Raw genomic sequence first — 21,141 nt, forward strand, 5'->3', positions numbered from 1 at the left:
CGGGGGCTTGCTTTTATTATTCTGAATAAAATGTAGACTAGCTTTTAATTAGAGCCAATATGCAGCTGATTCCAAGTTGCTTGCCAATTCTTTTTAATAACCCGTTGTTCATAAATAGGAAGCAAGCTAGGGTTCTCTGTAAAATGCGGGGTAGGTCGTAATACTACATTAATTACGTCCGAAATTCCGTGTGGAGCGACTAGGATAACCTTACCGTTCTCATCTAAGGATAACCCGAGTGCTGTAGCAGTTTCCGGAAACTTGGAGATGGCATCTACAGCTGATGTATAAGGCGGGAGTTGATTGACGGTATGCATCCTTGCTTCATTTTTAACAGACCAGGGAACAGCAGGATTCAGGCTTCGTAGTCTCGCCTCCCATTGCTTTTCCACATCCTCTTGATGATTGCTGTCGTCATAATATATAACATCAACATCTGGCAAAGGTGTTCGTTCTTCGAAGCCATGAAGGGTGTCCCAAATTTTTGCACGCACAAAGCCAGCGCAAACCCACCAGTCAGGTAACTGCAACGATCTAGCATTTTCTAATATATCCATCATCCAGGGATCATTTTGTACAAGCTGTATGATATCTGCCTCGTGTTCTAATTTTTGCAAACCGCCCACCTCCGTATATGTATGCTTTTATTCTGTTCATATCATACAACAAGAGTTTCGATAGAGGTATTAAAGGATAGGCTGAATGGACAGAGGCATGAACTATCTTTATAATAAGTCGACATCTAGTCCTTTGGAGGCGGAGACCGTGCAATATACGTTTACGATATTACTGCAATTATTTGAAAGAGCTGCACTACTGCTGATGTGTCTGTTCGTGCTGACTCGTCTGCCGCGGTTTAAAGAGATTTTTCAAAAAGGAACCTACGCCCCGCAGGAGCTTGCCATAGCGACGACGATCTTCAGTTTATTCGCTATCTTTGGTACCTACAGTGGGATTAATGTGGAAGGCTCGCTTGTGAATGTGCGAATTATCGCCATCGTGTCTGGTGGGATTTTGTTCGGGCCATGGGTAGGACTCATAACAGGCATCATCTCAGGGGTTCACCGTTTTCTAATTGATATCGGAGGGGTAACCTCTCTTCCTTGTCTGATTACGAGTATTACCGCAGGGATTGTGTCAGGGGTAATATACCGCCGCACTTCTGGTGAACGTCGCTGGATGGCCGGCATTTTGGCCGGGATGGCCTGTGAAGCCCTGACGATGCTGCTCATTCTAGTGATGGCCGAACCGTCGTCGCTGGGTGTGGATATCGTGTCCAAAATTGCTTTTCCGATGATTATGAGCCAGATTAGTGTCGGTCTGATTGTCATGCTAGTGCAGAGTGTGGAAGGTGAAAAGGAACGGATTGCGGCGAAGCAGTCCAAGCTGGCACTGGATATTGCCAATAAGACCTTGCCCTATTTTCGCAATATTAATCCCGAGTCGCTTCGTACCATCTGCCAAATTATCAAAGAAGATATCGGTGCAGACGCTGTAGCTATTTCGGATACAAGACTCATTCTCGCTTACGTTGGTGTTGGGGAAGAGGACTATACTACGACCAATGAAATTATAAGTGAAGAAACTAAAGTGACGTTGTCCAGTGGTGAAATTACGATCCGTAACGACGATAGTGATTATGTGAATCCGGAGATTAAATCGCTGATTATTATTCCGTTGAAGGAAAAAGGCGAAGTTACGGGAGCGCTCAAAATCTATTACACCAGAGCCCACAAGATCACTTATTCTCTACAAGCTATGGCTGTAGGTTTGTCGCAAATGATCTCTACGCTAATGGAAGTATCGCGGGTTGAGGGCATTAAAGAAATGGCGAACAAAGCAGAGCTAAAGGCGCTGCAGACAAGCATTAACCCACACTTTCTGTTCAATGCGCTGAACGCGATTGCGTCCTCGATTCGGATTAACCCGGATAAGGCGCGGGAGTTAATTGTGAACCTGTCCGGTTACATGAGATACAATCTGGAGCTGACCGATGAATTCATTGATATCAAGCGCGAGTTGCAGCAGGTTCAGCAGTATGTGGAGATTGAAAAAGCGCGTTTCGGAAGCCGGCTTAATGTTGTGTATGATATTGATGAGGTTCAAGTTCGGATTCCGAGTCTGATCATCCAACCGCTTGTAGAGAATGCGATCATACATGGCATACTGAAGGTAAGAGGAACGGGAACCGTAACGATTTCTGTAAAAGATCAAGGTGATAATGTACGAGTAGGCATTCGGGATACTGGAGCTGGCATCAGCGAAGAAACGATAGAGAAGGTTTATACCGGTGATATGCCGGAGAATAAAATCGGATTGTTTAATGTACATCAACGAGTCAAGCTAATCTATGGAACTGGACTTACAATTCAGAGGCTCGAAAAAGGGACGAACATTTATTTTGATGTCAAAAAGGAGGGCCTATGAGAGCAATCATCGTGGAGGATGAAGAGCTGGCAAGACAGGAGCTAGCTTATTTAATAGAAACTCACAGCGGGATCGATATTGCGGCACAGTTTGAAGATGGACTGGACGCATTAAAATATTTGCAGAGTGATACGGTAGATGTGATTTTTCTGGATATAAATATTCCCTCAATTGATGGGGTGCTGCTGGCTCAGAATATTAGCAGGTTCTCGGTGAAACCATATATAGTGTTTATTACGGCTTATAAGGAGCATGCCGCTGAGGCCTTTGAGATTGAGGCATTTGACTATATTCTTAAACCCTACAGTGAGGTTCGAATTAAGGCTATGCTGCACAAGCTAGAGGGAGCATTTGCTGCTCGCGGAAGACATGGGGAAGAGGAACGAAATCCTGTCAGTGATAAGGTGAATCTGTGGAAAAATGAAAAGATTATCGTAGTGAATGCCGACGATATTTATTATGCTTCCGCACAGGAGAAGAGTACGAGCGTAATGACTAAAGGTGAGGAGTATAGTATGGCGCTTAGTATCAGCGATTTCTATAATCGACTGCCCGAGGATCGGTTTTTTCGCTGCCATCGTTCCTATATCGTTAACCTGTCCAAGATCAAGGAAATCATCCCTTGGTTCAACAATACATACTTGCTGCGCCTGCATGATTTGGACTTTGAGGTGCCGGTAAGTCGTAGCAAGGTCAAAGAATTCAGGCAGATCATGCGCCTATAAATGCAGTTCATTCTTCATTTTCGTCATCTCATGCCAGATTTCTCTCAGCATCAGCTGATTTAGCTACAATAAAGAGGCAATAGAAGCTCTTGTAGCAGACAACGAGAGAGAAAGAAGGAATAGACCATGACTTCGACGATGGACAACAAAAACGCCAAACGGTGGCTTATCGTATTAGGAACAGTAATTATGCAGATGGGTCTAGGTACCATTTATACATGGAGTTTGTTCAATGCACATCTGGTAACGAAATTCGGATGGGAGCTTAACTCTGTTTCTATTACGTTTTCGATCACGAGCTTTGCACTCGCTTTTGCGACTTTGTTCGCAGGGAAATTGCAGGATCGTTTCGGGCTTCGCCGGTTGACTGCCACCGCAGGGATTGTGCTTGGTCTAGGATTGATTCTTAGCTCTCAGGCGAATTCGCTTCTAATGTTCTATGTATTGGCTGGCGTGATCGTTGGTTTTGCGGACGGAACAGCTTATATCACTTCATTATCTAACTTAATTAAATGGTTTCCGAATAATAAAGGCTTAATTTCCGGTGTGTCCGTGGGTGCTTACGGAACGGGGAGCTTGATTTTTAAATATATTAATGGCAGCTTGATCGACTCAGTGGGTGTATCTAATACATTTATGTATTGGGGCATGATTGTTATGGTCATGATTGTAATCGGTTCCTTGCTCGTCAGAGAAGCTCCAGTACAAGCAGCATCATTGGGTGCAGCATCAACTTCGACTATCGCTAAACCAAAAGACTACACGGTAAAAGAAATGCTACGTACAAAAGAAGCTTATCTGTTGTTCATTATTTTCTTTACCGCTTGTATGTGTGGCCTGTATTTGATCGGTATTGTAAAAGACATCGGCGTGCAGCTGGCTGGACTTGATGTGCAGACGGCAGCTAATGCGGTAGCGATGATTGCAATCTTTAATACAGCAGGACGTTTGATCCTGGGTGCCTTGTCTGACAAAATGAGCCGGTTGAAGCTGGTAGGTGCTTCACTTGCTGTAACGGCAGCCGCTATGTTGACCCTTAGCTATGCAACGCTGAATTTCGGACTGTTCTTCACTTGTGTAGCAGCCATTGCGTTCTGCTTCGGTGGTAACATTACAGTATTTCCGGCGATTGTCAGTGACTTCTTTGGACTTAAGAACCACAGTAAGAACTATGGAATCGTGTATCAAGGTTTCGGTATCGGTGCCCTTTCCGGTTCGTTCATCGCCGTCTTCCTAGGCGGGTTTAAACCTACTTTCGTGATCTTTGGTCTCTTGTGTCTGCTGGCCTGCATCATCGCAATTTCACTGAAACCGCCGGTGGAGAAAGTGAAAGAGAATGAGAAGAAAGCCTTGCGCCTCAAAGCTACAGAGCGGACGGCTTAAAGGGAACAAAGACAACTAGATAATTCGAATAATGGCGTGCAACTGACAACAGTTGTACGTCATTTTTTTGTTGGCGGTTAGCGTTAGCGTTCGGCTAAGAAAATGAAAGTGTTAAACCAAAAGTACCTTTGGACGAGTTAACGGACTGCATAGCTCTTAGTAGCCCCTAAATGTGTATAATTGGACGTGAAAACTATCTATATTTCGAAAATAGGTTCTCCTCGGTCCAATACATATTCTATGTAGCGCGAACCACAGTCAAATTTTGTTCCTATTTTGATTTGCATAGGCACTTTTTGCCGCGCTCAAGTGTTATAGAAGTTATAAAGGTTAAGGAGGTGCTTCTCTCGCCACAGGATTCGCTAGACCCCAAGGAGCTGGAAGAGTTAATTGATAGTATCCAAAAAGGAAATACCGATCGGTATGCTCTTATCGTCAGAGCTTTTCAAACACCGATCTACCGCTATTGCTATCGTTTGTTAGAAAACAAGCAGGATGCGGAGGACGCGGTTCAGGATATTTTGGTAAAAGGCTATCAATCTATCCTTCAATACAAGTCGCAGATGCATTTCTCGGCATGGTTCTATCGTATCGCGTATCATCATTGCTTAAACCTGCTGCGCAGACGGCGTCTGCAAAAGCGGGTCATGAGTATCTTCAAGCCTGAATTTATGTCTGCAAGTCCTGAACAAGAGCTGGATGATCGGTTGTTTAATCCCTCATTGTCAGCCGCATTAGCGCAGTTGTCGCTGGAAGAGCGGAATATGCTTATTCTGCGAGTGTTTGAGGAAAAAACTTATGCGGAGATCAGCGAAATTCTTGGGGTCAGTCCGAATGCACTGACGAAGAGAATGAACCGGATCAAGCAGAAGGTACAGGAAGGTATGAATTTAGAGGAGGAAATCACATGGAACGAACCCCAATCAGCAATGAATACCAAGATATAATTTATGCTTCAGCTGGGAATGAACTTCTGGGTGAAATCGATGTAGAAGAGAAGGTTATGGGACATATCCGTGGCATATCAGATCGAAAGCGATCGTTCTCGCTCTCGCTGAAGACGATGAATAAAACAACGGCAATTGCAAGTATGTTAGCCCTGTTCCTGATGATCTCAGTGACAGCTTATGCTGCATCGGAATATATCCAGATTCGTAATAGTGAAGGCGTAGTAAAGGTTCAGCATGTTGCGCCGAATGATTCTGCAGGAGTAGCCTCCTATGATAAATATGCTGCGCAGATTGACACATTAGCTAAACCGGGTGAGCTGATCGCTTATTTGGTGAACAATAAGGCGGGTACAGAAGGCTTGGGACCCGATTTGCAATTTAAGTATAAAGAGCAGCGGATAGGTGCATATTCTGATTTTCTGAAGGAAATCAAACGGACAGATGCGCCGATGCTCCCTACATTGGTATCAGGGTATGCTTTTAAATATGGGGTTATTAATCCTAATCATCCTACAACGGATGCAGATAAGAAAAGCTCTCTTTATAAAGAGACGTTGCGCGATCTTACTGCTCAGGCAAACCAAGAGAAGGGTAGCAGTAATTTATTCATGAAAGCTATACCATGGTCGGAACCAGGCTGGATCAGTGCCATTTATTCGAAGGACAATGCCTTTATAGGTATCTCTGCCACGATCATGCATGGCGGCAAAGTGTTTGTGGAGCAAGAACCTGAGAATCAAGCAGATAAGATTGTAGTGGCAGGTACAGAGGTTATTTATAACAAAGTAGTAAAGAAAGAGGTCAGCTACGATTATTTGAATTGGTATAACGAGAAGCAGGATGCTTATTATACACTCACCAGCTACGGAGATAAGATTCTGACCAAGGAGCAATTTTTACAGTTGGCTGGTGAGCTGTTGAAGTAGATTCTTAACGTTTTTGTAGTTTTGTAGTCTTGTAGTCTTGTATTTGCATGGGCTAAGTTAGTTGTACTTTGTGCAATTAAAGATAACTAATACCTTTATATAAGCTCTGAAGCTGTATTAGATACAACTATTACTGGTTAGATTAGTGGAAATGAACGTTTTTACGGATTTTAGTTGTAGAGAATGCAATTAGGGAAGAGGGTGTGAGCAGATCAGAAATAAATAAGTGTATAAAATACAGTTGAATCGTATGCAAATAAGGTAGCAGGCTGAGTAAGATATAAAAGAAGGTATCCCTAATGCGAATGAACTGCACCCCGTCAAGTAGACAGTACAAAAAATAAAAGTAGTTTAAGCGGCCTTAGTCCTAAATTCAATGGGACTGAGGCCGTTTAATTTTGCCTGTAACCGTTCGTTATTGTAAAAGTGAATGTAGGTATCAATATCTGTTTGGAGTTCTTCAAAGGTCTGGTAGGTATGTAAGTGGTACTTCTCACATTTCATTGTTCCCCAGAAGGATTCCATCGGCCCATTGTCAATGCAACAGCCTACTCGGGACATGCTTTGCTTCAGTTGTGAATCGTCCAGCATCTTCTTAAAATGCAGAGAGGTATACTGGAAACCGCGGTCGCTATGGAGTAAGGTTCGGCTCTCCGGCGCTGCCTGTAATGCTAATTCCAGCGTGTTAAAAACTAGCGAATTATTATTGGAATGGCCCAGAACGTAAGCAACAATGGAATTGTCATACAGATCTTTTATTGCACTTAAATACGCCTTCTTACCCTTGCCGTATTTGAATTCAGTTACATCCGTTACCCATTTTTGGTTTGGAGCTTCCGCCTCAAAATTACGGTTTAGCACATTCTCCGCGACCTGCTGAGGCGTGGAGCCTACATACTTCTTTCTCTTTCTGCGGATGACAGACTGGATACCTTGGCGTCTCATGAGTCGGTATACTCGTTTTGCGTTAATAGATTTGTTCATTTGTCTGCGCAAATGCAGGGTCAATTGACGATACCCAAAGGTTCGTTCCACCTTCTCATACAAGAGAAGCATAGCCTCTGTCAGTTTCTCGTTTTCGGTCTCTCGGGAACTAGGTTTGCGATTCAACCATTTATAGTAACTTGACCGTGAAATCCCTACGATGTCACACATAAGTCGAATGGAGCAAGACTGTTCCTGTTGAACGGCTTGAATGGCCAGGTAGATGTTCTCCTGGCGAATGGTTCTTAACGTCTCCTCCTTTCGAGTTCCTCTAACTTTTTTAGAAAAGCATTCTCCGCACGCAGGCGTGCATTCTCGTACTCCAGCTTTTGCATCGCGAGTTTGTGGCGAGCTGCTTCCGTAAGTTCTTCGGGCGCTTTAGTACGTCCTCTGCCGTCACGTAACGCCTCTTCACCGCCTGCTTCGTACTTCTTTACCCAGCTATATATTTGTTGGTAAGACACGTGGAAATGGCTTGCCGCCTTCGTGTAGTCTTCTCCGTTCGAAAGGCAGTACAGCACGATATCTATCCGTTCCTGCCAAGTGGTTACGCGTCCTTTGGTCATAGCTTTAGATCCTCCTGAATGAGCTGTTAAGCTGTTGCTATGACCATTATACTTCCTAATCCAGTTGGCGAGTTGGGTTGAACTTGCAATCTTATACTTGCAGATGATTTGGTTTTGTGACAATCCTCCCTCGAGATAATCCTTAACGGCATGGAGTTTAAGTTCTGCGGAATACGTACGGTTGTGGCTTCGAACTTCCAGCCCTTCGTACCCATACAATTGATAACGTTGCCGCCACTTCACTATAGAGTTTTTGGATAATCCATACTTTCGGGCCGCAGCTTTCAAACCAATGTCGCCCCGTTCAATTTCTTGGAGAACCGTTAATTTTTCGAGTGCCGTATACTTCTTTTGTTCCATAAAAATACTCCCCATACAGCAGCAGGTTTTTATTATTTCGCCTGTCTACTATATGGGGAGCATATCAGAAGCTCTAGGGATACCTTTTTTATATTCTTAAGTTGAAAGATCGATCAGGATCAGCCTTCCAGCAGCAGTGCTTCTGGATCTTCCAGCAATTCCTTCACTTTGACGAGGAAGCTTACCGCCTCAGAGCCGTCAACGATCCGGTGATCGTAGGAGAGGGCGATATACATCATTGGACGGTTAACGGTTCTTTCTTCGTCCAGCGCGATTGGACGCAATTGAATCTTATGCATCCCTAGAATACCTACTTGAGGGGTATTCAGAATCGGAGTGGACAACAGGGAACCGAATACACCGCCGTTTGTGATGGTGAACGTTCCGCCTTGAAGCTCGGAGAGGCTTAGCGTATTCGCACGTGCCTTGGAAGCGAGTTCGCCAATCTGGCGTTCGATTTCCGGGAAGCTGAGGCGATCCGCGTCACGGACAACTGGAACCACCAGACCTTCCTTAGCTGCAACGGCAATACCGATGTCGTAGAATTTCTTAACGACCAGATCTTCACCATCGATTTCAGCATTCAGCAGTGGATACGTCTTCAGCGCACCGATCACGGCTTTGGTGAAGAAGGACATGAAGCCTAGTCCAACTTCATGCTTCTCTTTAAAGGCATCCTTGCGGCGTTTACGGATGTCGAGGATCGCTGTCATATCCACCTCGTTGAAGGTAGTCAGCATAGCTGCGGTTTGCTGCGCTTCTACCAAGCGGCTGGCAATCGTGAGCCGTCTGCGCGACATGCGCTTGCGCTCCACGTTCTTGCCATCCTCCGGCGCGGCTTTGCTCGCTGCCGGCTTCGCTGGCTCCGGCTTGCCTTGCGGCGCCGGAGCTACCGGTGCAGCGGCCTGTGGCGCTGCTGCACCATGACCCGACACATCGGCCTGACCAATCCGGCCGATAGGATCACGGGCGCTAACATCGCCGAGGTCGATGCCGCGCTCCCGTGCCAGCTTGCGTGCGCCCGGCGATGCCAGTGCAGCGGGGCTTTCGCCACCGGCTGCAGGCACTTCGGGCGCAGCTACAGCTACGGGTGCAGCGGCTGCTGGGCTACCGCTTGCCAGTGCCGCCTCAGGCGCTTTGCTCTCAGCGGCCTGCGGCTTACTGCCGCTAGCGGCTCCAATGATGCCGATGGCTTCGCCAACGGCTACGTTCTCGCCCGCCTGACGCAGGATGGAGGAGATGACCCCCTCCACCTCCGCACTAATTTCCAAATTGACTTTATCCGTCTCTAACTCAGCAAGCACATCACCTTGACCTACCGTGTCGCCTTCTTTAACCAGCCATTTGTAGATGGTTCCTTCGGATATAGATTCTCCCAGATCGGGTACTAAGATTTCTGACACAGGCCGTTACCTCCCCAAACATAATGGTTTACGCTATTGTGATACCGTCCTCTTAAGAGGACGGTACAGCTGTTTGTACTTGTGAATTTGCTTTTAGGGCCTCTGAAACAATTCTACGCTGTTCAAAGCTATGAACATCTGCATAACCACTTGCAGGACTGGAACGTTCAGGACGTCCAATATATCTCACGCTAGTGTTTTGCGGTGCGATGGCGCGTAACCGAGGTTCAGTGTAACTCCAGCCACCCATATTCTTCGGCTCTTCTTGCACCCAGACAATTTCCTGAAGGGATGGGAAGGAGCTTAGGTGGGCACTCAGTTCACGTTCTGGGAACGGATAGAGTTGCTCTAGGCGAAGTACATGTAGCCAAGACCAATCTTTGTCTGAAGCAGCTTCCAGTTCTGTTTGTATATCAATGGCTACTTTACCGCTGCAGACTACGAGACGCTTAACCTCACCTGGTTTTTGGCCTAGAAGAGGCTCTGATAACACAGGCTGGAATTGTCCTGAGGCGAGCTCAGTTCCGGCAGAAGCGCTGCGCGGATTACGAATGAGACTCTTCGGTGTCATAATGACTAGCGGTCTTGCATCTTCCTGTCCGCATAACGCCGCTTGGCGCCGCAAGAGATGGAAATACTGAGAGGCGCTCGTCAAGTTGGCAACGGTCCAGTTTTCTTCTGCAGATAATTGCAGGAAGCGTTCCAATCTACCACTGGAATGCTCAGGTCCCTGTCCTTCGTAGCCATGAGGCAGCATAATGACAAGATTGCTGCGCTGCGTCCATTTGGCACGTCCAGCGGCAATGAATTGGTCAAATATAACTTGGCCTGCATTCGCGAAATCGCCATATTGTGCCTCCCAGATCACGAAGGTTTCTGGTGCGAACACATTATAACCATACTCAAAGCCTAGTACCGATGCCTCTGACAGTGGACTGTTGTACACGCCAAAGGAAGCGCGGGAATCACTCAGCTGATGAAGCGGAGAGAACAATTCTCCGGTCTTACTGTCGTGCAGCACTAGATGGCGATGAGCGAAGGTTCCGCGCTGAGCATCCTGACCGCTCAGGCGAATTGGCGTACCATCCTTAAGAATGGTAGCGAAAGCGAGAGACTCAGCGAGTGCCCAGTCGACCTTTTCGCCCTCATTCAGTGCATCCTTGCGACGCTGCAGAATTCGTTCCAGCTTCGGATAGACTTGGAATCCTTTTGGAACAGTCAGCAGTTCACGATTGATCTCCTGCAGACTGGAGACGGATAATGCTGTAGAGCCTGGCGCAGCGTGTTCCGCATCTAGCGGAATGAAGGCTTTCGGTTCTTTTTTCTTGTGATTGCCTTCCTTCATGCTATCGTACGCACGTTGCAATACGCTCTCTGCTGCAGCATTCATCTCCTTAACATCATCGGCTGTCAGAATCTTTTCACGCTGAAGTCGCTCAGCATAGACCTTGTAGACGGTTGGATGTTTGCGCACCTTACTGTAGACAATAGGCTGTGTAGTGTCAGGATCATCCATCTCGTTGTGACCATGACGGCGGTAGCCGATGAGATCAATTACGAAATCCTTTTTAAATTGGTGGCGATATGCGCTAGCTAAGCGAACAGCTGCTACACAGGCTTCCGGATCATCGGCATTGACATGGACAATCGGGATTTCGTACCCTTTGGCGATGTCACTGGCATAATGCGTAGAACGGGAGTCTTCACTTTCTGTCGTAAAGCCGATCCGGTTATTTACAATAATATGGATCGTCCCACCATTTTGATAACCTTGAAGTTTGCCGATATTAAGTGTTTCTGCAACAATCCCTTCACCTGGAAAAGCAGCATCACCATGCATCAGCACCGCCATAGCTTTACTGGTATCAATCTTCGGCAATCCTGCAGTGCTGCGATCTTCTTGAGCGGCACGAGTAAAGCCTTCCACGACAGGATTAACGAATTCCAAGTGACTTGGGTTATTTGCTAGTGTTATTCTTGTGCGTACGGTTTCTCCTTCACGGACAGCACGGTCTGCTCCGAGATGGTATTTTACATCACCCGTCCAACCATAGTTAATGCCTGTAGAGCCTTCGGAAGGGAAGAGCTCCTTGTTCGGAGAATGATGAAACTCTGAAAATATAATATCATAAGGTTTACCCAAAATATGTGCAAGAACGTTGAGACGGCCGCGATGCGCCATGCCCATGAGAATATGCTCTGCACCGTCATGCGCAGCAGCACGTACGATTTCATCGAGCATCGGCACAAGAGCGTCATTGCCTTCCAGGCTGAAACGCTTCTGACCTACAAAGGTCTTGTGAAGGAAGGTTTCGAATTGCTCTACTTGAATTAGGCGATTCAGTAGCTCTTTGCGTTCTGTATTATTCAAGGGTGCTGGTGAGCTTGTGGATTCGGCCTGTCTATTCAGCCATTGTAATTCTTTTTCCTCGTGCACATGCCCGAATTCATAGGCGATAGTCTTGGTATATGCTTGACGCATACGCTGAACAGCATCCCATCCGGTGTGCACATCATTTGGCGCATTCTCCCAAATGAGTGTGGCAGGTAATGCAATCAGATCCTCACGAGTCAGCCCATAGGTTTCGAGTTCGAGATATTTAGCCATGGGGTTGTGGTCCCGCTCAAGCGGATCAATGTCAGCGGCCATATGGCCATATATACGAATATTAGCGATTAACTTGGAAGCTCTTACTGCCTTTCTAAGCCATTCGGTGTCTCCCGAAATGCGAGGCTGTGGAGCCGGTTCGCTATCCGGTGTTAATGGTGGGGGACCCGAATTTGTAAAAAGCTCGCGATAATTATTCTCTACGGTGGATGGGTCTTTCACAAACTGCTCATATCTTTCTTGAATGTAGCCTAAATTGGGTCCATAATACTTACTCCAAATGGATTCGTTATAGGGCTCTTTGGCTGCCATGAATACATCCTCCTCAACGGATGAACTCCATACGTGACATTTTGTGTCAATGCTTGTAGGAGCTGTGATGATTGCGGTTTCATTCCTCATCTTATTGTGCTACTTTCCACACATGTAATCAATTCATTCTTTCGTCTAATACGTTCGCAAAATGGTATGGGTTAGCTTGTTCTACTAAATAAAGAGTTGTTCTTTTTTATTACCCATTCTAAAGGCCTACTAAAATGATTCTATTATCCTTAATTTTAACTAAATAGGGATTGGGACATTATTATATTGGCTTATATAATTTTATGAATAAGACGAGTATCGCGATAATAGGACAGGAAATTCTATAAAAGAACTTCTATTTTTTGTTTTTTAATGGAAAAACTAATCAGAAATCGACACACTTTTTCACTTTAGTATAGTATAATGTTATTGCAGTTAGCGTTTTTCATATATTTCAAAGTAGATCCTTTCACGTAAAGGGTCCAGTAAAAGGTAAACTTGCCGAAAGGCAGGGGCACAAAGTCGCGGGTCTAAGGTAGAAATACTATGACAGCCGGATTGCCTGGGGACGTAAAATCTTAGGAGGAGATTTTTTGGACAAGTCCAACCAGGGAAGCAACAGAGAACAGCAGGTCATTGATCTAGACGTAGAGTGGGTCCATTTATTATTAGCAGCTAAGAAGGCTGGCATAAAGGCAGATGAAATTCGTCGCTTCTTTCATGAGAAGACTGTGCAAGCCGTGCAGTAATACATTCAGAGCATTACATATCAAATGAGCACAGCGATAACTCGCTGTGCTTTTTTTCTTTATATTAAGAAGCTATAAGTTTCAGATGACACACTGTCCTTATATTCTAGTAGAATATAAAACGCCTTCGCAGTCCATATAGGAGAACGAAGGCGCTTATGCTTGATAGTATGAGTAGAAGAGGATCTTATCAGATCAGATGGAAGGATTAATCCTTCTGATCCAGGCGCCATTTCTGGTAGTCCAGAAACTCCTTGAATTCGCGTTTGCTTATGCCTGAGGCCATAGCTTCCTGCACCAATCGGAACCATTCCGAATCTAAAGGTGATTCCTCAGCATCATTAGGTTCTCCATAGAGCAAAGCGTGGATGGATACCTGAAGCGCGTCGGCGATCTTTTCGATAAATTGGATTGAAGGATTGGATTGGATGTTTCTCTCCACATTGCTAAGATACGACTTAGCAACATCCGCTCTGTCCGCAAGCTCAGATAGGGACAATCCCTTTTCTAGGCGGAGATGCTGGATACGTTGGCCCATATTTTGTGGCACTATGCTGACGCCCCTCCGTAATTTTTGTTATTAGTATAGCAAATATCAATAAATTCGACAAAGATTATTGTAAAGAAAAAAGCAGCATCTACTTATCCGCTTTCCGGAATAAGAATCTGCTGCTCTTCAAATGGAAGACTTATTAGATTATTTAGCGGATCCAGCAGTTTGCTTACCTACGAAATCCCAAGTCAGAGTTAATGAATCTTTTTGGAAGTAGTTTTGCTCTTGGCCGTTATCAACAAATTCGAATTGAACGGTGAAGCTATCATTTGTGCCGGCCTTAATTCCAGATGCTTCGCTAGTACCCCAGATTGCATCAAGTCCAGTGTTTTTTACGAGATCCGGTGTCTGAGTCTTCAAATCGGCCAGGGTAGTTTCCCAAACTACTTTCTCTTCACTACCAGGTAAGATGCCGCTTTTATCTTTATTCACCAGGAATTTAACTTTGATGAATTTTGCCAAATCGTTAGCGCCGTTGTTACCACCTACATCATTAATAGAGGTAGCTGTTTTGAGGAGGATCGAACCGATATCAAGTGTACCGTCATTTTTTAGTTTGAAGTCTCTTTTGATCGTATCGCCTGGCTTCAGATCCTTCAAATCAACGATAACAGAAGGATCAGAGTTCAAATCCAGTGTACCTGCTGCGAATGTAGCGGTGCTTTGTGCAGTGTCGCTAAAGTAAGCGAAAGTTCCTCCACCAATCAATGATAAACCCAGTGCTGCAGATGCTACGCCAAGACCCAATGTTTTTTTGATACCCATAATTAAAATTCCTCCTCGGTTTTTGTGGTTTTTTTATAAAAGTTATATATTGTAACTTCCGGTTCGTAAGCGGAAGCGGACAATCAACGAATTACTGTATTTCAGTTGGAGGTGGAGAGGTGGGCAGTATAGCCGCATTTTTCTTTTCGAGTGCAGCTACAGCCTTCCATGATGAATACAGGGCATAGAGCAGGAGCATCAAGCCTGGTACGATCATGAGCACAACACTTCCAGCTTTGGAAACTGCGAAATTCATAGCGTAACCTACATAAGGTACGGTGACCCCTGCATACTCAGCTACAACATTCGTGGAACTGGTAGGGTTCATATCAGGCGCATCATTGTTATCGCCTTTCGTGCGATACATGGCTTCACCAGTAGCATTGTTCATTGTTGCTTCTACAACACGGTGAGTAATGAGCAGGTTTTCTTCATTTCTAAAGGTGATAACATCGCCTTTTTTGAAGCGATTCATATCTCCTCCGGGTTTTAAAGCGACAATCGATCCGGTTTGAATCCCTGGCTCCATCGAACCTGAGAGTACCGATTTGATCTGGTATCCGAAGAAGGCAGGTTCACCGCCGGAGGCCTTGGATAACACTACGGCTATCACCAGCAGAATAAAGATCACAAGCATGATGCTCGATAATGTATTGTTGATCATTTTTTTAATCCGCATATTATTCTCCACCTTTGTCTTGTTGAGGGGCCGAAGGAGCTGGTGTTGCTGCCGGCGGGGAAGAGGTTGTAGCTTCCGCCTTTGGCGTCTCCTGAGGAACCTTTTGCTGTGGTATATCTTGTGGAATCGTTGGCTCTTCACCAACTTCCGGATCGACCGGGTTAGTAGCTGGGGCTTCAGGTTGCTCTTTATTTATGTTCTCTGGAGCAGCTTCACCTGTCGGTGGAGTCGCTTCCGTTTTTGCTTTCTCTTCAGCTTCAGCTTTCGCTTTGTCCTCTGCTTCTTGCTTTTCTTTTTTCTCCAGGGCCAAACGTTCTTCTTTCTTCGCTTGTTCCAGCGCCTCTAATCGGGCTTTCTCAAGGGCTTCCAATTGTTGTTCGCGGGTTTGACTGATCAATTGGAGCTGACTCTGAAGAGTGCTGATGCCTGAAGTAGCTGATTCTTTAAGATCATTCATTTCAGTATTGAGATTTTCATAAGTGGACGTAAGTTCGCTAGAGATATTGCCGGCCGGCTGACCAAAAGCAATCAGGAAGGGTAACGGCTGCTGAAACGCCTCGTTGCGTAACTCGGGTTGTCCATATACATCACTGGTCACTACCGAAGTAAAAGGAAGACCGATGTCGTGAATGGAATTTAGGTATTGAATGACTCCATTTAAGGAAGCATTCAGGGATTCAGAGATTACACCATTTTGATTCAGACTGCTTTGCAGCTCACTGAAGAATTGCTCATCCTTGATTTCTAGACAGTTTGAATCTAGAGAGGTCATATATCCTCCAATCTGGAATAAGACGGCTGCTGCTGCATTTAGCTCACTATTGATGTCATTCCAAATCTGACTGTTGCTAGCCAACTGCTCATTAACGCCATCGATTTGGGATTGAAGTGCGGAGATTTGCGTGGAAATCTCTTGCGCTGCGACATCAAGCTCATCCAGTGACATGCCTTCTATTCCCGAAACGTCTGAGAGACTGCCTGAAGGGGTATAGCTTTGCAGTGATCCTTTTAGAGCAGTAGCTCTTTCGATATGATCTTTGAGTTCTGTTAGAAGCCCTTTGATCGAGTTTGGAAATACTTCGCAAAAGCTAATTGTGCTAGTGGTTTGCGTAGTAGCTCCAAAACCACCATAGGTACTACCCACTTGCTGCGAGGTAGTCAGAAACAAGACGGAGACAGCCATTCCTGATTGCAGAACACGTAATCCGATTTGCCTCTTTCTTTTAGGTCTTCTTTTTGCTGATCTGGGTCTCAGAGGAATACCTCCCCTCAATGTCTTGAATTTCTTTGGTTCGTTATTGTTGTTCTTTATTAAGAACGACTTCTGTAATGAATAATACATGGAATAAATTGAAAAGAAAACTGTCAATAAGTCTCGTTTGTGCTCTATAAAGAACAAAAATGTTAATTTATCTCTATTTATCTCTATTTATCGCTTGATATCTATTTTTATTCGCAATAGAGAACGATGTGTAAAGAAGTGACTGCATTAAAAATAGCCTAATCATGCGAGAGGCACGATTAGGCTATTAAGAATCCTTTGGAGTTTAAATGTGGTTTGGGTTAGGGAAGACGAGTACCACGTGAACTAACATATAGGTCATACCATTCTTTACGAGTAAGCTCCAGCTTGTCCGCATCGGCGCAGGCAGCGATACGCAGGGGATTCACAGTCCCAATCACAGGCTGAATAGCTGCCGGATGGGACATTAACCAGGATAGCACTATGGCTTCAGGTGTTGTTCCTTTTTCATCTGCAAGTTGTTGGACCATGGCAGCTGTCTGGACGATATTCTCTGGTTGATCGACAAGCGGACGTCCACTGAATAGGCCTTGTGCAAGTGGGCCCCAAGCTTGAAGCTGAATGTTCTCCATTCGACAATGCTCTAGGGTTCCCTCAGGAAAGGTAATATCCTTCCAGGGTTCACGGTTTACACTGATTCCAGCATCGACCCAGCTCAGCTTGGCTAGGCTCATATGCAGCTGGTTTACGATAAAGGGTTCCTCGCAACAGGCTTGCAGCATTTTGATTTGCGCTGTGCTCATATTGGAGACGCCGAAATGGCGAACCTTACCTGCTGTCTTCAATTGATGCAGAGCAGAAGCTACTTCCTCCGGATCCATTAGGGGATCGGGCCGATGGAGCAGCAGAATATCAATATATTCCGTTCCTAGTCGCGACAATATTCCATCTACACTGCTTAGAATATGCTGGCTTGAGAAATCGAACACATTAGAGCTGTCTCCAGGCTCCATTAGCTTAATACCGCACTTCGATTGAATAATGATTTCTTCGCGGAGCCCTGGGCGTTCTTTAAAAATCTGACCGAATACCTTCTCGGCCTTACCACGGGTATAAATATCTGCATGATCAAACATATTGATGCCAATAGAAAGTGCAGCTTCGACGGCATCATGTCCCTGCTTAACATTCTCGGCGGTAATCGGTTCATGATCCCACTCTCCGCCAAGTCCCATACAACCTAGAGCAATACGGCTGGCTGGTATACCGCGCTTGTTTAAAGGCAGCGTTCTCAACAATGTGATTCCTCCTAGGAAATTATGATTGTATATATTTACACATTGTACACGCTTAGATTCTAGTATGGTATTTATTGTATCTAGAAAAGCAAAAAAAGAGTAGGGACCTTAAGGTCTCTACTCTGTATTGAGCGGTGTTCCAATGTCATTCAACTTGCGTGCTACAACGTCATCATAGAGACGTTGCAGCCATTTTAACTCAGTAAGGGTGTGTTCATAGGTGCCGTACATAAGATGCAGGGCGGAACGAGGAACAATAGGGATATGCTCTTCATACACCTGATATGCCAGATTCACTTGATGCTCCGTTTCACGGATACGTTCCTCTAGTAATTTCTCCACCTTGCTTTGATCAACATGACGCGACATGGCTAGAGCCATATACATCGGATGATAGAAGGGCTCGTTCTTTTTAATTTGCTGTAGAATTAGCTGCTCGAATAAATTTTTACCTTGCTCAGTAATACCGTAAATGGTTTTGTCTGGGCGATCACTGCTGCTAATCACCTCTAAAGCTTCAATATAGCCATCTTGTGCAAGTTTATCGACAGCGTAATAAAGAGACCCGAGCTGCAGCTTTGTAATCCGGTCCATGGAGCGCTCTTTCATGACTAGTGTAATTTCATAGGGGTGCATATTTCGTTCAAGCAATAGTCCGAGAATAGCCAATTTCATCGACATAATCGTTACCTTTTATCCTCGGACGCCTGAGCAGTTTTACTCGGAATGGTGAGGCGGTCTTTTGGCATAAGCAGCACAAAGACTAAACCTAGGATGGCAGGAATCATAGCCCACATAAAGGTATGTGCGATAGAAGAAGACAGTGCACTAGAGATTTTCTCTAATATTTCCGGTGGAATCTTGGCTCTTGCTTCAGGTGTCAGGGCTGCTCGTGGATCACCGAAGGCCGCTGATTGCTCACTTCCGCCAAAAGCATCGCTAATACTGCTAGTGAAGTTATTACGCTGAATAATACCGAAGATCGTAATCCCAAGCGTCATCCCAAGAGAGCGCATAAAGGTACTTGTTGAAGTTGCCGAACCGCGTTGGCGCATGTCGAAATTATGGATCGCCGCCATGCTTAGTACGGAGAAGGAGAAGCCCACGCCGAACCCAGTTAAGGCCATAAATACATTCAGCATGAGACGGGAGGTATCTGGTGACAAAGTGCTTAGACTGTAGACACCTGCGACAAAGCAGACTGCGGACAGGATCATAATATTGCGGAAGCTGGTTTTGGTTGTAAGTAGACCACCGGTCTGACTGCCCACGACCGTACCGATCATCATCGGCATAAGGATCAGTCCAGAGTTCGTAGCGGATCCGCCAAATACACCCTGTACAAAGATAGGAATGTAGATGGTGGCTACGATAAAGGCAGAGCCATAGAACAAGGCTGTCACACTGCTTGTTGCAAACAACCGTTTACTGAACATCGCGAACGAGATAACAGGTTCAGCCGCCACTCTCTCAATGAGGATGAATGCCAGTAAGAGTACAGCGAAGCCGACGAATAAGCCGAGAATGACACTAGAATCCCAAGCGTATTGATTGCCTCCCAGCTCTAGCGCAAACATTAGGCAGATAATGGCGCCGACGAGAGTGAAGGCTCCCCCCCAGTCGATGCGCTGTTTAGCGTGAGAGATCGATTCTTTGTAAGAAGTTGTGATCAGAAAAAGTGCAATAATTCCGAGCGGCAGGTTAATGTAGAATACCCATTGCCAGCCTACATAGTCGGTAATATATGCACCCAATAATGGTCCGAGTACACTGGAGATTCCGAAGACGGCACCGAAAAGGCCGGTCAGCTTTCCTCTTTTTTCTGGAGGGTAAATGTCGAAAACGATGGTGAAGGCGATAGGCATTAGTGCACCGCCGCCGATCCCTTGAATAGCCCGGTAAATACTGAGTTGTGTAATACTGGTTGCAGTACCGCACAGTGCTGAGCCAACAAGAAAGACAATCAGACCGAATATGAAGAAACGTTTACGTCCATACATATCCGAGAGCTTGCCGAAGATAGGGGTCCCAGCCATTACCATGACCATATAGGCCGAAGTGACCCATACGATTTTGTCCAGACCGCCAAGGTCGGAGACTATGGTTCCCATAGCTGAAGCTACAATGGTATTGTCCATCGCGGACATCAGAATACCGAGCAGCAGGCCGATAACTACGAGTTTAAGATTACTTTCTTTAGTATGCATGCTTCGCAGGCTCCTTTTTCTAATAGTGATAAATCCGTTCAAAAAATGTTCATAGGTTAGAAGCAAAATTTATTATATTCAAATTTGAATAGGGTAGCAATAGTTTTTTCAAATATAAGAAGCATAAGTTTCACACAATACTATACTATATGTCTTATATTTCTCGCTTAAACGCTTACCGTCCTTATAAGGACACCGCAGGCGTTTATGCTTGAAAAAATGGGATTTAGGGGATAGGGAATAAAGAACGCCTCTTGACATACCCTACGGGGGTATATTATATTATTGGCAAGGAGGCTGATTCTTATGTCTACTAGTAAGCAAGAACAAACTGAGAAATCCTGTGAAGCTGACTGTCATTCTTCAGCATCTGGAGAACGAATGAGTCATCATTCGACAGATTTCAAAAATGGTTTGAATACTCGCCTCAACCGGATTGAGGGCCAGATCCGCGGGATAAAGGGTATGATAGAGCGGGATACTTATTGTGACGATGTGCTCAATCAGCTCGCAGCGGTTCAAGCGGCACTAAACGGTGTTGGTAAGATGCTGCTGGAAGGGCACATGAAGAGTTGTATTGTTGAACGAATCGAAGCCGGTGAACATGAGGTTATCGATGACCTGCTAATTACGGTTAACAAATTAATGAAATAATAAGCTAATGCTCTTTGAGCATGGCTTCATAAAATTTACTGGAGGTAATAATAATGTCGAACGCTACATTAAACGTTGAAGGAATGTCTTGTGGCCACTGTGTCAACTCTGTAGAGAAGGCTGTAGGTAATCTTGGAGCTACTGCAAAAGTTGATCTTGCTGCTAAAAAAGTTTCCGTTGAGTATGATGAGAACAAGGTGAGCCTTGGAGCTATTAAAGAAGCTATTGAAGACCAAGGGTATGATGTAGTTTAATTTGAAGCACAGTAATAAGGCTTGGAGCTGTTTGGGAATTGCCCAAGCTCCAAAGCCTTTTCTTTTTTTAGAAATTATCATACCCTATAAGGGTATGAGGAGGC

General features: G+C 45.2%; 19 protein-coding genes and 1 riboswitch. Of the genes, 8 read left to right on the forward strand and 11 right to left on the reverse strand.

Annotation, left to right across the window (positions count from 1 at the left end; all coding sequences use genetic code 11):
- Positions 1 to 44 precede the first annotated feature (44 nt).
- Positions 45 to 560, reverse strand: a complete 516-nt coding sequence (locus NSU15_RS01725) for a nucleotidyltransferase family protein (RefSeq protein WP_042131787.1) — start codon at positions 558 to 560, stop codon at positions 45 to 47.
- 262 nt (positions 561 to 822) lie between these two features.
- On the opposite strand from NSU15_RS01725, the gene NSU15_RS01730 reads away from it, so the two are divergent.
- The 5 genes from NSU15_RS01730 (at position 823) to NSU15_RS01750 (ending at position 6,411) form a co-directional block, all read left to right on the forward strand.
- A complete protein-coding gene (locus NSU15_RS01730; RefSeq protein WP_269321988.1) occupies positions 823 to 2,427 on the forward strand; it encodes a sensor histidine kinase in 1,605 nt (534 codons plus the stop codon).
- Complete coding sequence (locus tag NSU15_RS01735) at positions 2,424 to 3,152, forward strand: LytTR family DNA-binding domain-containing protein (protein ID WP_042123554.1); 729 nt, start codon at positions 2,424 to 2,426, stop codon at positions 3,150 to 3,152. The genes NSU15_RS01730 and NSU15_RS01735 overlap by 4 nt, the downstream gene beginning before the upstream one ends.
- Positions 3,153 to 3,290: 138 nt before the next feature.
- Positions 3,291 to 4,535: an OFA family MFS transporter gene (locus NSU15_RS01740; RefSeq protein WP_339288891.1), complete on the forward strand. Its 1,245-nt coding sequence runs from the start codon at positions 3,291 to 3,293 to the stop codon at positions 4,533 to 4,535.
- A 296-nt stretch (positions 4,536 to 4,831) separates the two neighbouring features.
- Positions 4,832 to 5,482, forward strand: coding sequence for an RNA polymerase sigma factor (locus NSU15_RS01745; RefSeq protein ID WP_339288893.1), 651 nt, complete (start codon positions 4,832 to 4,834; stop codon positions 5,480 to 5,482).
- Positions 5,443 to 6,411, forward strand: a complete 969-nt coding sequence (locus tag NSU15_RS01750) for a hypothetical protein (RefSeq protein WP_339288894.1) — start codon at positions 5,443 to 5,445, stop codon at positions 6,409 to 6,411. The genes NSU15_RS01745 and NSU15_RS01750 overlap by 40 nt, the downstream gene beginning before the upstream one ends.
- 351 nt (positions 6,412 to 6,762) lie before the next feature.
- Here the strand turns inward: NSU15_RS01750 and NSU15_RS01755 are convergent.
- The 3 genes from NSU15_RS01755 to NSU15_RS01765 all read right to left on the reverse strand — a co-directional run bounded on the left by NSU15_RS01755 (position 6,763) and on the right by NSU15_RS01765 (position 12,644).
- A protein-coding gene (locus NSU15_RS01755) for an IS3 family transposase (RefSeq protein WP_139328618.1) occupies positions 6,763 to 8,321 on the reverse strand; the annotation gives its coding sequence in 2 pieces (ribosomal slippage) (positions 6,763 to 7,688 and positions 7,688 to 8,321; 1,560 coding nt in all).
- A 119-nt stretch (positions 8,322 to 8,440) separates the two neighbouring features.
- A complete protein-coding gene (gene odhB / locus NSU15_RS01760; protein WP_339288895.1) occupies positions 8,441 to 9,724 on the reverse strand; it encodes a 2-oxoglutarate dehydrogenase complex dihydrolipoyllysine-residue succinyltransferase in 1,284 nt (427 codons plus the stop codon).
- A gap of 52 nt (positions 9,725 to 9,776) precedes the next feature.
- Positions 9,777 to 12,644 carry a 2-oxoglutarate dehydrogenase E1 component gene (locus NSU15_RS01765; RefSeq protein WP_076116529.1) on the reverse strand — a complete coding sequence of 956 codons (2,868 nt, stop codon included), beginning with the start codon at positions 12,642 to 12,644 and terminating at the stop codon, positions 9,777 to 9,779.
- Positions 12,645 to 13,116: 472 nt separating this feature from the next.
- Positions 13,117 to 13,201, forward strand: a riboswitch (cyclic di-GMP riboswitch).
- Positions 13,202 to 13,228: 27 nt separating this feature from the next.
- Between NSU15_RS01765 and NSU15_RS01770 the strand changes: the two genes are divergently transcribed.
- The gene (locus NSU15_RS01770) at positions 13,229 to 13,384 is read left to right on the forward strand and encodes an anti-repressor SinI family protein (RefSeq protein WP_231573373.1); all 156 of its coding nucleotides are present in this window, start codon (positions 13,229 to 13,231) and stop codon (positions 13,382 to 13,384) included.
- Positions 13,385 to 13,592: 208 nt separating this feature from the next.
- On the opposite strand, the gene NSU15_RS01775 is transcribed toward NSU15_RS01770, so the two are convergent.
- The 7 genes from NSU15_RS01775 to NSU15_RS01805 form a co-directional block, all read right to left on the reverse strand.
- Positions 13,593 to 13,922, reverse strand: a complete 330-nt coding sequence (locus NSU15_RS01775; protein ID WP_042131791.1) for a helix-turn-helix domain-containing protein — start codon at positions 13,920 to 13,922, stop codon at positions 13,593 to 13,595.
- 159 nt (positions 13,923 to 14,081) lie between these two features.
- The gene (locus NSU15_RS01780; protein WP_042123563.1) at positions 14,082 to 14,702 is read right to left on the reverse strand and encodes a TasA family protein; all 621 of its coding nucleotides are present in this window, start codon (positions 14,700 to 14,702) and stop codon (positions 14,082 to 14,084) included.
- Positions 14,703 to 14,793: 91 nt separating this feature from the next.
- Entirely contained in the window at positions 14,794 to 15,381 is a 588-nt protein-coding gene (locus tag NSU15_RS01785) for a signal peptidase I (protein ID WP_042123565.1), read from the reverse strand.
- A 1-nt stretch (position 15,382) separates the two neighbouring features.
- Complete coding sequence (locus tag NSU15_RS01790; RefSeq protein WP_339288897.1) at positions 15,383 to 16,564, reverse strand: hypothetical protein; 1,182 nt, start codon at positions 16,562 to 16,564, stop codon at positions 15,383 to 15,385.
- A gap of 380 nt (positions 16,565 to 16,944) precedes the next feature.
- The gene (locus NSU15_RS01795; RefSeq protein ID WP_339288898.1) at positions 16,945 to 17,922 is read right to left on the reverse strand and encodes an aldo/keto reductase; all 978 of its coding nucleotides are present in this window, start codon (positions 17,920 to 17,922) and stop codon (positions 16,945 to 16,947) included.
- 117 nt (positions 17,923 to 18,039) lie between these two features.
- Entirely contained in the window at positions 18,040 to 18,603 is a 564-nt protein-coding gene (locus tag NSU15_RS01800; RefSeq protein WP_339288899.1) for a PadR family transcriptional regulator, read from the reverse strand.
- 5 nt (positions 18,604 to 18,608) lie between these two features.
- On the reverse strand, positions 18,609 to 20,129 hold the full coding sequence (locus NSU15_RS01805; RefSeq protein ID WP_339288900.1) for an MDR family MFS transporter: 1,521 nt from the start codon (positions 20,127 to 20,129) through the stop codon (positions 18,609 to 18,611).
- A 381-nt stretch (positions 20,130 to 20,510) separates the two neighbouring features.
- On the opposite strand from NSU15_RS01805, the gene NSU15_RS01810 reads away from it, so the two are divergent.
- Together NSU15_RS01810 and copZ are read left to right on the forward strand one after the other, a co-directional pair.
- Positions 20,511 to 20,783 carry a metal-sensitive transcriptional regulator gene (locus NSU15_RS01810; RefSeq protein ID WP_339291211.1) on the forward strand — a complete coding sequence of 91 codons (273 nt, stop codon included), beginning with the start codon at positions 20,511 to 20,513 and terminating at the stop codon, positions 20,781 to 20,783.
- Between the two features lie 53 nt (positions 20,784 to 20,836).
- Positions 20,837 to 21,037 (forward strand): copper chaperone CopZ, encoded by a 201-nt coding sequence (gene copZ, locus NSU15_RS01815; RefSeq protein ID WP_036682768.1) that lies wholly within the window; start codon positions 20,837 to 20,839, stop codon positions 21,035 to 21,037.
- The last annotated feature ends 104 nt before the right edge of the window (positions 21,038 to 21,141 follow it).

Origin of the sequence: Paenibacillus sp. FSL E2-0201 (assembly GCF_037963325.1) — a bacterium.
In the GTDB taxonomy this organism is placed as follows: Bacteria; Bacillota; Bacilli; order Paenibacillales; family Paenibacillaceae; genus Paenibacillus_AQ.

Excerpts from the sequence above, each read along its gene's own strand:
- NSU15_RS01725 (WP_042131787.1), bottom strand. The coding sequence starts at position 560 with ATGATGGATATATTAGAAAATGCTAGATCGTTGCAGTTACCTGACTGG.
- NSU15_RS01730 (WP_269321988.1), top strand. The coding sequence starts at position 823 with ATGTGTCTGTTCGTGCTGACTCGTCTGCCGCGGTTTAAAGAGATTTTT.
- NSU15_RS01735 (WP_042123554.1), top strand. The coding sequence starts at position 2,424 with ATGAGAGCAATCATCGTGGAGGATGAAGAGCTGGCAAGACAGGAGCTA.
- NSU15_RS01740 (WP_339288891.1), top strand. The coding sequence starts at position 3,291 with ATGGACAACAAAAACGCCAAACGGTGGCTTATCGTATTAGGAACAGTA.
- NSU15_RS01750 (WP_339288894.1), top strand. The coding sequence starts at position 5,443 with ATGGAACGAACCCCAATCAGCAATGAATACCAAGATATAATTTATGCT.
- NSU15_RS01765 (WP_076116529.1), bottom strand. The coding sequence starts at position 12,644 with ATGGCAGCCAAAGAGCCCTATAACGAATCCATTTGGAGTAAGTATTAT.
- NSU15_RS01775 (WP_042131791.1), bottom strand. The coding sequence starts at position 13,922 with ATGGGCCAACGTATCCAGCATCTCCGCCTAGAAAAGGGATTGTCCCTA.
- NSU15_RS01780 (WP_042123563.1), bottom strand. The coding sequence starts at position 14,702 with ATGGGTATCAAAAAAACATTGGGTCTTGGCGTAGCATCTGCAGCACTG.
- NSU15_RS01785 (WP_042123565.1), bottom strand. The coding sequence starts at position 15,381 with ATGCGGATTAAAAAAATGATCAACAATACATTATCGAGCATCATGCTT.
- NSU15_RS01790 (WP_339288897.1), bottom strand. The coding sequence starts at position 16,564 with ATGGCTGTCTCCGTCTTGTTTCTGACTACCTCGCAGCAAGTGGGTAGT.
- NSU15_RS01800 (WP_339288899.1), bottom strand. The coding sequence starts at position 18,603 with ATGTCGATGAAATTGGCTATTCTCGGACTATTGCTTGAACGAAATATG.
- NSU15_RS01805 (WP_339288900.1), bottom strand. The coding sequence starts at position 20,129 with ATGCATACTAAAGAAAGTAATCTTAAACTCGTAGTTATCGGCCTGCTG.
- NSU15_RS01810 (WP_339291211.1), top strand. The coding sequence starts at position 20,511 with ATGAGTCATCATTCGACAGATTTCAAAAATGGTTTGAATACTCGCCTC.
- copZ (WP_036682768.1), top strand. The coding sequence starts at position 20,837 with ATGTCGAACGCTACATTAAACGTTGAAGGAATGTCTTGTGGCCACTGT.